The following is a 9,255-nucleotide window of genomic DNA, read 5'->3' on the forward strand; positions in this document are numbered from 1 at the left end:
CCGGCAACTTGTTGCCGGTGGCCGAAGGCCGGGAGGTTTTCCTCTTGTTGCTTCGCAACACCGGCAACAAGTTGCCAGTGCCACCCCCAAGGGTCCGTCATTCCAGCCAGAACCTATCATGCAACAGCCTTGTCCGACAACACTGTGTGAATACTATAATTCAACTATCATGTGGACCTCCGAATGCAAACGAGGTGTCAAACAAGGCGACTCGAAAAAATGGAAAACGGGAAAATTTGGAAGGGACATTATCGGTAGCGCCGTTCCAACCCTTTAGAGGCACCCGGTTCCCGGACCGCAGTCATCTAAACGGCGGATCGGGAGGGTGCTCACTCAGCCGCGCAAGTCGGCAAAACACAAAAAAAACCCCGCAAATACTTGACTTGCGGGGTTTATATATATTAACCGGGACTACTCTCCCGGGCTTTTGGTTGGCTCCCCAGCGCGGACTCGAACCACGGACGCGGTGGTTAACAGCCACCTGCTCTGCCAACTGAGCTACTGGGGAATAATGAACAACCGATGCTCAGAGATTGTCTTTTTAGTCGGATATAAAAATATTGTCAAGAAAAAACATACAAATTCTTTTATTTTTATTCAACCACCGTGACCCTCAGCCCAAGCTCCTGCAACTGTTCGTTACCGGCGCGCGAGGGGGCGGAAGTGAGCAGACAGCTCCCTTTCTGGGTTTTGGGAAATGGAATGACTTCCCTGATGGAACTGCTACCACACAGGATCGCCATGAGCCTGTCGAAACCGAACGCGATGCCGCCATGAGGCGGCGCCCCCGACTCCAGAGCATTGAGCAGGAACCCGAACTTGTCCTCGTATTCGTCTTTTTCCATTCCGAGCGTTTTCAAGACCCGGACCTGCAAATCCCGGTCATGGATACGGATTGAGCCGCCGCCGATTTCCGCACCGTTCAACACCAGGTCATAAGCCCTGGACAAAACGGAAAGGGGGTCTGTTTCAAGCTTGTTGCAATCTTTTTCCATGGGGGCGGTAAAGGGGTGGTGAAGCGCCTGGTACCGTTTTTCGTTGGAATCATATTCGACCAGGGGAAAATCCGTGACCCACACAAACCGGTATACGGTGTCGTCGATCAACCCCAGCTTCCGGCCAAGATGATTTCGCAGGTACCCCAGGGACTCGTTGACGATGGGGGCTTCGTCCGCCCCGAAAAAAACCATGTCCCCGGGTTGCATGTCCAAGCGTTCGGTCATGGCGGATTTTTCCGCTTCGGTGAAAAATTTGGCGATGGGGGATTGCCACTCGCTTTCCCTGACCTTGATATATGCCAGGCCGCGCGCCTTGTACACGGCGACAAACGCCGTGAAATCGTCTATTTCCTTTCGGGTGAACCCGGCACACCCTTTTGCATTGATGGCCTTTACCACCCCGCCTTTTTTGACCACGTCCGCAAACAGCTTGAACCCGGCGTTCGCAACGATGTCACTGATATCGCAAAGCTCCAGGCCGAAACGGATGTCCGGCCGATCCAGGCCGAACCGGCCAACGGCCTCGGCATAGGTCATCCGGTCGAACGGGGTATTCAGGCCTTCCACGCCCGCGGATTGGAATGCGGCGGAAACAAGTCCTTCCGCGACTTCCATGACATCGCTTTCCCCCACGAACGACATTTCCAAATCGATCTGGGTGAATTCCGGCTGGCGGTCCGCACGCAAGTCCTCGTCCCGGAAGCAGCGGACAACCTGGTAATACCGGTCGAACCCGGAGACCATCAACAACTGCTTGAACAACTGGGGCGACTGGGGAAGGGCGTAAAAATTGCCCGGGTTGGTGCGGCTGGGGACCAGGTAGTCACGCGCCCCCTCGGGCGTGGACCGGGTGAGAAACGGGGTTTCAATGTCCAGGAACCCCAGGTCGTTGAGATAGGCGCGAATTGCCTCACCCGCCCGGTGGCGCATGATGATGTTGCGCTGGAGGTTCGGCCGGCGAAGGTCGATGTGCCTGTTCTGGAGGCGTATGGTCTCGCTTGCCCCGTTGTCATCGTCGATCATGAACGGCGGAGTGACAGCCCGGTTCAGGATTTTCAGCTCATCCACCATCACCTCGATCTCCCCGGTCGGGAGGTTCGGGTTGGCCATCCCCTCTGGGCGACTGTAAACGCGGCCTTCCACGGCAATCACGTACTCGTTCCGTATGGCATGCGCTTTCTCGTGAACCGCGGGATTGTGAACCGGGTTGAACACAACCTGCGTGAGTCCTTCCCTGTCCCGTAAATCCACGAAAATAACGCCCCCGTGATCCCTCCTCCGCTGGACCCATCCCATGAGCATCACACGGGTTTCAAGATCGCTCTTTCGAAGCGCGCTGCAATGATGGGTACGACGCATTTCTCCCAGTTGGTCCGTCACTGTTTCAACTCCTTTTACACACTGTTTCTTGTTTGCCAACTTACATGTTGCATCCCGATTGACGCTGCCGGGTTTCAGTTCCCCGAACCGCGGCACAATCACAAATGCAATAAACGTGCCTGTTTCGTACCCACAACCCGGCGGGCGCCGGGGGCAGCGTTATGAAAGGTCGGTTGGCCCGGAATCACCGGGAAAAAAATCGTCTCCCGGTTTCGTGGAAATTTTATGAATCATCGGATGCGCCGATTTGCCGCTTGATGTTTTCTACAAAATTGTCAATGGTGATGGCCACCTGCTCCTTCGTCCCCATGTGCCGCAGATTGGCTGCACCCCCTGAAAGCTCGTCGTCTCCCACGAGCAGGACATACGTGGCACCAAGTCTGTCTGCGCGCCGCATCAGGGCCTTCAGGCTGCGATCGGAAAAGTCACCGGCCACCAGCCGGAAATCCGGTGCCGTGCTACCCACTGCCGGCAAATCGCCGGCGGTATGAATTTTCTTGCCCTGCAGAGTAATCGTAGCCATGCCACTGCCTCCTGGGTCTTGTTGCTCTTGCGGAGAAATCAGGCGGCCTTCACCGATGCCAGTACGTCGCTCATGGCATCACGGTAGGTGCGAATGTCGTCCTCGGTCTTGGTTTCGGTGGCACAGACCAGCACGGCCTCACCCAGCTCCGGGTACCAGTCCTTGAGGGACAGGCCACCGAGGATGTCACGCTCGGCCAGGGCGGCCAGCACCTTCTCGGCCGGGCGATCCAGGCGGATGGCGGCCTCATGGAAGAAGGGGCCGTCGAAGACCGGTTCAACACCATCCAGCTCACAGAGGGCATCCACCAATTGACGGGTGCGCTGATGGCTGGTGGCGGCCACGCGGGCCAGGCCCTCGGCCCCCAGCAGCGCCATGTAGATGGTCGCCGCAGTGACCATCAGACCCTGGTTGGTACAGATGTTGGAGGTGGCCTTGGAACGGCGGATATGCTGTTCCCGAGGCTGCAGGGTCAGGGCAAAGCCCTCCTTGCCCTCCTCGTCCACGGTGCGGCCAACAATACGACCAGGCATCTGGCGCACGATCTTCTGGCGGCAGCAGAGAATGCCGAAGTAGGGCCCGCCGGAGGACATGGGCACCCCAAGGGGCTGGCCCTCGCCCACCACGATATCGGCGCCCTGCTCCCCCCAGTTACCGGGTGGATCGATGATGGCCAGGCTGGTGGGGTTGATCACGCCGATCACCAGCGCGCCCTGGGCATGGGCCCAGTCGGTGATGGCGTTAACTTCTTCCAGCTTGCCGAAGAAGTTGGGCTGGGGAATAACCACGGCGGTGATGTCTTCTCCCTCAAAGCGCTTGAAACCATCCAGCAGCGTGGTGCCGGACTCGGCGCAATAGGGAATGTCCTCGAACGCCAGCTTCTGGCTGCCGGCAATGGCATCGGTCACGTCCCGGTAGAGGGGATGAACCGAGGTCGGCATCAGGACGCGGCGAGACTTGGACTTGCGATTGGCCCGCACCGCCATTAGACAGGCTTCCGCCAGACCGGAAGCACCGTCGTAGAGGGAGGCATTGGACACCTCCATGCCCGTCAGCTCGGTCATCATGGACTGGTATTCATAGATGAGCTGCAGGGTGCCCTGGCTGGCCTCGGCCTGGTAGGGCGTGTAGGCGGTGTAATACTCCCCTCGGGTGGTGATCTCCCATACCGCGGCCGGAATGTGATGCTCATAGGCACCGGCGCCGATGAAACAGGCTGGCTGGCCATCCCGGCCGGCCCGCTCATGCATCAACCGGGTGATGGCCATCTCGCTGAGCGACTCGGGCACCCCCGGCAGATCATGAATGCGCAGGTTCTCGGGAATTTCATCGAACAGAGTCTCAATGCTGTCAACGCCAATGGCGTCGAGCATTTCCTTGACTTCGTTCTCGGTATGGGGAATGAAAGGCATCGCCGTTATCCAGTTCTCGTCAGGTTAACAATCCGCTCGATAGCGAGGAGTGCAGACGGGTATCTCCGTCAGACATCCTCCTCTTCCAGCATTTTCTGATAGCCATCGACATCCAGCAGGGCATCCACATCCTCGGGCTTATCCGGACGCAGACGGAAAATCCAGCCCTCGCCGTAGGGGTCTTCGTTGACGTGCTCGGGCTCATCGGCCAGGGACTCGTGAGACTCGATCACTTCGCCGGCCACCGGTGAATAGACATCAGAGGCGGCCTTGACCGATTCCACCACCGCGCAGGCATCACCGGCACCGTAGCTTTCACCCACCTCCGGGGCCTCCACATAGACCAGATCCCCAAGCGCCGCCTGGGCGTGGTCGGTAATCCCCACGGTTAGGCTACCGTCATCTTCCACCCGCACCCATTCGTGGTTCTTGCTGTACTTTAGTTCCGCCGGGACATTGCTCATATCGCCTGTCTCCCTAGTTTGAGATGATTTTTCCGCCCTGATCCAAACGGCTCAGAGGGCGACTTTGATCTCGCCCTGCCGGACGAAAGGAGGCTTGACCACGCGGGCTGGCACCCTGCGCTTGCGAATCTCCACTTCCACGGTCTCGCCGCAATCCCCGGGCAACCGGGCCAGGCCGATGGAACGCTCCAGGGTGGGCGAATAACTGCCGCTGGTGGTCACGCCCTCGCCGGCGCCACAGACAATCGTCTGTCCGGCACGAAGGACGCCGCGGCCTTCCAGAATCAGACCCACGAATTTCTCGCTGGCGCCCTCGGCGCGGCGCTTTTCCAGCGCCTGACGGCCGATGAAGTCGCGCTCGGCCGGCTCCCAGGCCACCGTCCAGGCGAGACCGGATTCCAATGGCGTCACCGACTCATCCATGTCGCTGCCATAAAGGTTCAGACCCGCCTCCAGACGCAAGGTGTCACGGGCGCCCAGACCGACGGGCACCACGCCGGCCTCCATCAGGCCCTGCCACCAACGCTGGGCCTGTTCGGCGGGGATCACGATCTCGAAACCATCCTCGCCGGTGTAGCCGGTACGGGCAACAAAGACATCACCGAAGTCGCCACAGCCAAAGGGCTTGAGGGCCATCGCCGCCTCCCGATGCTCGCCGGGCAGCAGGGCTGCGGCCCGCTCCCGCGCGGCGGGGCCCTGGATGGCCAGCAGGGCGGTATCGGCCTGCTCAATCACCGTCACCCCGTCGAACCGCTCGGCATGACGCATGATCCAATTGAGATCCTTCTCCCGCGTGGCGGCATTGACCACCAGCCGATAACGACCTTCCTCCCGCCAGTAAGTGATCAGGTCATCAATAATGCCGCCCTGCTCATCCAGCATGCAGCCATAGATGGCCCGGCCGGGGCCCTTGAGCTTGGCCACATCATTGGCGAGCAGGTAGCGAAGAAAATCACGGGCGCCGGAACCCTCGACATCCACCACGGTCATGTGGGAAACATCGAAAACGCCGGCCTCCTGGCGTACCTTGTGGTGTTCTTCGATCTGGGAGCCATAATTGACCGGCATGTCCCAGCCGCCGAAATCCACCATGCGGGCACCCAGTGCCACATGCTGATCGTACAGGGGGGTTCTGTTGCCCATACGGGTCCTTGTTTATCCTTGGTTGGTCCGCGATTCGGTCGAGCCCCGGATTGGGCCCGGGAAGCGTGACATGATACCGGAAGGGACTGGCGGGCACCAACGCGAAACCCCGCCCCGCGCTACATTCCGAAACGGAATATGAGGAGCTGACTATGCGAGTTGTCTGGACCCTATTGTTCGCCGCCGGGCTGGCCATTGCCGCCGCCTGTGACGCCCCCGAGGAAGGGGTGCAGGAAAGCGAGCGGGACACAGCAAATGAAGGGGCCAATGCCTCGGAAGCCGCTGTTGCCGCCCTGCACGAGCTGTTTGACGAAGAGTGGGAACGGGGGCTGCGGGAAAATCCGACCATGGCGTCTGCCCAGGGTGACCGCCGCTACAATGCCGAATGGCCGGATTTGAGCGATGAGGCGCGGGCCGCCAGCCAGGCCGCCGACCGCGAGGTCCTGGCCCGGCTGGACGAGATCGACCGCAGCCTGTTGCCGGAAGAGGAACAGCTCAATTACGACCTCTTCCGCTACCAGTATGAAACCCGCGTCGATGGCCATCACTACGATCACCACCTGATCACTCTCAACCAGCGCGGCGGTATTCAGTCCGCCGATGACATGGTCAACCGCATCCCCATGAGTCGGCAGTCCGATTTCGAGGACTGGATTGACCGGATGCAGACCTTCGACGGCTACATGGACCAGACCATCGCCCTGCTGGCCGAGGGTATCGAGAGCGGCTGGACCCTGCCGCGCGTGATTGCCGAGCGCATTCCCCCGCAGATCGAGTCCCAACTGGTGGACAGTGCCGAGGAAAGCGGCTTTTTCACCCCCTTCGAGAACATGCCCGACCGCATCCCGGAGGAAGAGCAGGCGCGCCTGCGCGAACAGGCCATCGCCGCCATCAATGAGGTGGTTATCCCGGCCTATCACCGCTTTCATGACTTTTTCACCGAAGAGTATGTCCCTGGTGCCCGCGAGACCCTGGGGGCCCGCTATTTCCCCGATGGCGAGGACTACTACGCCTGGCGGGCCCAGCATTTCACCACCACTGAACTGACCCCGGAAGAAATTCATGAAATCGGGCTCAGCGAGGTCGAAAGAATTCGCGGCGAGATGTACGAGATCATTGAAGCGCTGGAATTCGAAGGGGACTTCGATGACTTTCTCCACTATCTGCGCACGGACGAGAAGTTCTACTACGAAGACCCCGACGATCTGCTCAAGCACTACCGGGCCGAGTCCAAGCGCATTGACGGCCTGATTCCGCCCTTCTTCAACACCATGCCGCGCATGCCCTACGGGGTCACGCCCATCCCGGACTCCATCGCCCCGGATACCACCACGGCCTACTACGCCCGGCCGGCGGCGGACGGCAGCCGCGCCGGTTTCTACTACGTCAATCTCTATCGCCCGGACACCCGGCCGATCTGGGAAATCCCGGCCTTGAGCGTGCATGAGGCGGTGCCCGGCCACCACTTCCAGATCGCCCTGGCCCAGGAAATCGAGGGCCTGCCCGCGTTCCGCCGCTACGGTGGTCCCACAGCCTTTGTGGAAGGCTGGGCCCTCTACACCGAGTGGCTGGCCCACGAGATGGGGGTCTATGAGACCCTTTACGATGAATTCGGTCAGCTCACCTACGAGATGTGGCGGGCCGTGCGCCTAGTCGTGGACACCGGCCTGCATGTCATGGACTGGACCCGGGACGAGGCCATCGACTTCTTCATGAGCAACGCCGCCCGCGCCGAGCACGACATCATCAACGAAATCGACCGCTACATCGCCTGGCCCGGTCAGGCCCTGGCCTACAAGATCGGCGAGCTCAGAATCCGCGAACTGCGGCAGCGTGCCGAGGAGGCCCTGGGCGAGGATTTCGACATTGCCCTGTTCCACGACACCGTGCTGCTCAACGGCGCCATCCCCCTGGATGTGCTGGAGCAGGTTGTGGATGATTGGATCGAAGAACAAACCTCATAACCCCAACCGTAGGAGCGAATTCGTTCGCGAGCGGATTGCCGCCCGTCGCGGATGAATCCGCTCCTACGGTGCTATCACCGACCCAATGACGCCCCAACCCCGAGACGAAAGCCAAGCCCTCAACACCCGTGCCGTGGTGGCCCTGGTCATCGCCATGGGCCTGGTGGGGGTCAGTTTTGGGGCCAGTGCGCCACTGGTGGCCTCGATTCTGGAAGAACGGGGCTTTTCCGAGTATTACACCGGGGCGGTCTCGGCCACCCTGTCGCTGGCGATTGCCCTGCTCAGCCCTTTCGCGGGCACCCTGGTGGCCCGCCTGGGGCCGCGCTGGATCACCTTGACCGGGATCATCCTGCAGGGGCTTTGCTTCTCGGCGCTGGGGCTTGCCCTGGCCTGGCATGAGCATTTGCTGTTCCCGGTGCGCTTTCTGCTCGGGCTGGCGGCCGCCTTTACTTTCATCGCCGCCGAAACCGCACTGCTGCGCGGGGTACAGCCCTATCAGCGCGGTCGCGCCATGGCCGCCTATGGCACTGTGCTCGGTCTCGGCTACGGGGGCGGGGTGCTGCTCTCGGCCCCGGCCTATGCCTGGTTCGGTCTCTGGTGTTTCGCCCTGGTGGGCCTGCTGGCGGTGATCGTGGCTCCGGTCTGTCGCTGGGGGCTGAAAAGCCTCCCCCGGCCGAAACCGGAAACCGACTCCAGCCGGCGCCGCGGCCGCCACCTGCGCTGGCGACTGGTCATACTGGGGCTGTTCGGGGCGGTGATCTTCGGGGTCCTGGACAACGGCATGACCGGCATCTACCCGGTGGAGGGCCATCGCCTGGGTTTCGACCGCAGCCAGACCCTGAACATCGTCGGCGTGATGCTGATTGCCTCGGTCCTCGCCCAGCCGCTCTGTGGCGTGCTTGCCGACCGCATCGGCGCTCTGCGGGTGCTGGCCGGCCTGGGCCTGATCGGCCTGGCCGGCGCCATCACCACCGGCTGGCTGGCCTGGTCCGGCGCCGGTTACGGCCCCAACCTGCTCGGCTTCGCCATCGTCGGCCTGGCCGGCGGCGGCACCTACCCGGTCTGTCTCAAGCTGATCGGCGACCGCGTCCGCTCCGAGGCCCTGCCCAAGGCCAATGCCGCCTTCTCCGCAGCCTACGGCTGGGCCTCCCTGTTCGGGCCCATCGCCGGCGCCCTGATGATCGACATCGCCATGCGCACCGGACTTTTGGGCTGGGCGCTGCCGGGGCTGGCGATGATGGTCTTTGCCATTCTGTTGCCCATGTTGGCCCTCGACCGGCATTGGCGGCGCTAGACGCCGCAAGCGGCGAGCGGCGAGCTACGAGCGGCGAGCTGGCCGTGCCCGCGGCACGGCCTACCGTTTTCTGCTAA

At 61.4% G+C, this 9,255-nt stretch carries 7 protein-coding genes and 1 tRNA gene; 2 read left to right on the plus strand and 6 right to left on the minus strand.

All coding sequences use genetic code 11. From position 1 onward, the window contains the following. Nucleotides 1-432: 432 nt before the first annotated feature. From ACJWXQ_RS12870 to gcvT, 6 genes are all read right to left on the minus strand, one after another. Nucleotides 433-508: transfer RNA gene (locus tag ACJWXQ_RS12870), tRNA-Asn, on the minus strand. 85 nt (nt 509-593) lie between these two features. After that, complete coding sequence (gene aspS, locus ACJWXQ_RS12875) at nt 594-2,378, minus strand: aspartate--tRNA ligase (RefSeq protein WP_406672957.1); 1,785 nt, start codon at nt 2,376-2,378, stop codon at nt 594-596. 223 nt (nt 2,379-2,601) lie between these two features. Next, nucleotides 2,602-2,901: a His/Gly/Thr/Pro-type tRNA ligase C-terminal domain-containing protein gene (locus ACJWXQ_RS12880; protein WP_406672958.1), complete on the minus strand. Its 300-nt coding sequence runs from the start codon at nt 2,899-2,901 to the stop codon at nt 2,602-2,604. Nucleotides 2,902-2,939: 38 nt separating this feature from the next. Beyond that, nucleotides 2,940-4,313: an aminomethyl-transferring glycine dehydrogenase subunit GcvPA gene (gene gcvPA, locus ACJWXQ_RS12885; protein ID WP_406672959.1), complete on the minus strand. Its 1,374-nt coding sequence runs from the start codon at nt 4,311-4,313 to the stop codon at nt 2,940-2,942. A gap of 68 nt (nt 4,314-4,381) precedes the next feature. Continuing rightward, complete coding sequence (gcvH, locus tag ACJWXQ_RS12890) at nt 4,382-4,777, minus strand: glycine cleavage system protein GcvH (RefSeq protein WP_346052591.1); 396 nt, start codon at nt 4,775-4,777, stop codon at nt 4,382-4,384. Between the two features lie 51 nt (nt 4,778-4,828). Beyond that, the gene (gcvT, locus tag ACJWXQ_RS12895) at nt 4,829-5,920 is read right to left on the minus strand and encodes a glycine cleavage system aminomethyltransferase GcvT (RefSeq protein ID WP_346052593.1); all 1,092 of its coding nucleotides are present in this window, start codon (nt 5,918-5,920) and stop codon (nt 4,829-4,831) included. A gap of 152 nt (nt 5,921-6,072) precedes the next feature. Between gcvT and ACJWXQ_RS12900 the strand changes: the two genes are divergently transcribed. Together ACJWXQ_RS12900 and ACJWXQ_RS12905 are read left to right on the plus strand one after the other, a co-directional pair. Continuing rightward, the gene (locus ACJWXQ_RS12900) at nt 6,073-7,884 is read left to right on the plus strand and encodes a DUF885 domain-containing protein (protein WP_406672960.1); all 1,812 of its coding nucleotides are present in this window, start codon (nt 6,073-6,075) and stop codon (nt 7,882-7,884) included. A gap of 85 nt (nt 7,885-7,969) precedes the next feature. Next, on the plus strand, nt 7,970-9,178 hold the full coding sequence (locus ACJWXQ_RS12905; RefSeq protein WP_406672961.1) for an MFS transporter: 1,209 nt from the start codon (nt 7,970-7,972) through the stop codon (nt 9,176-9,178). Nucleotides 9,179-9,255: the final 77 nt, after the last annotated feature.

It is taken from the genome of Natronospira sp., from assembly GCF_007134575.1.
Classification (GTDB): Bacteria; Pseudomonadota; Gammaproteobacteria; order Natronospirales; family Natronospiraceae; genus Natronospira; species Natronospira elongata.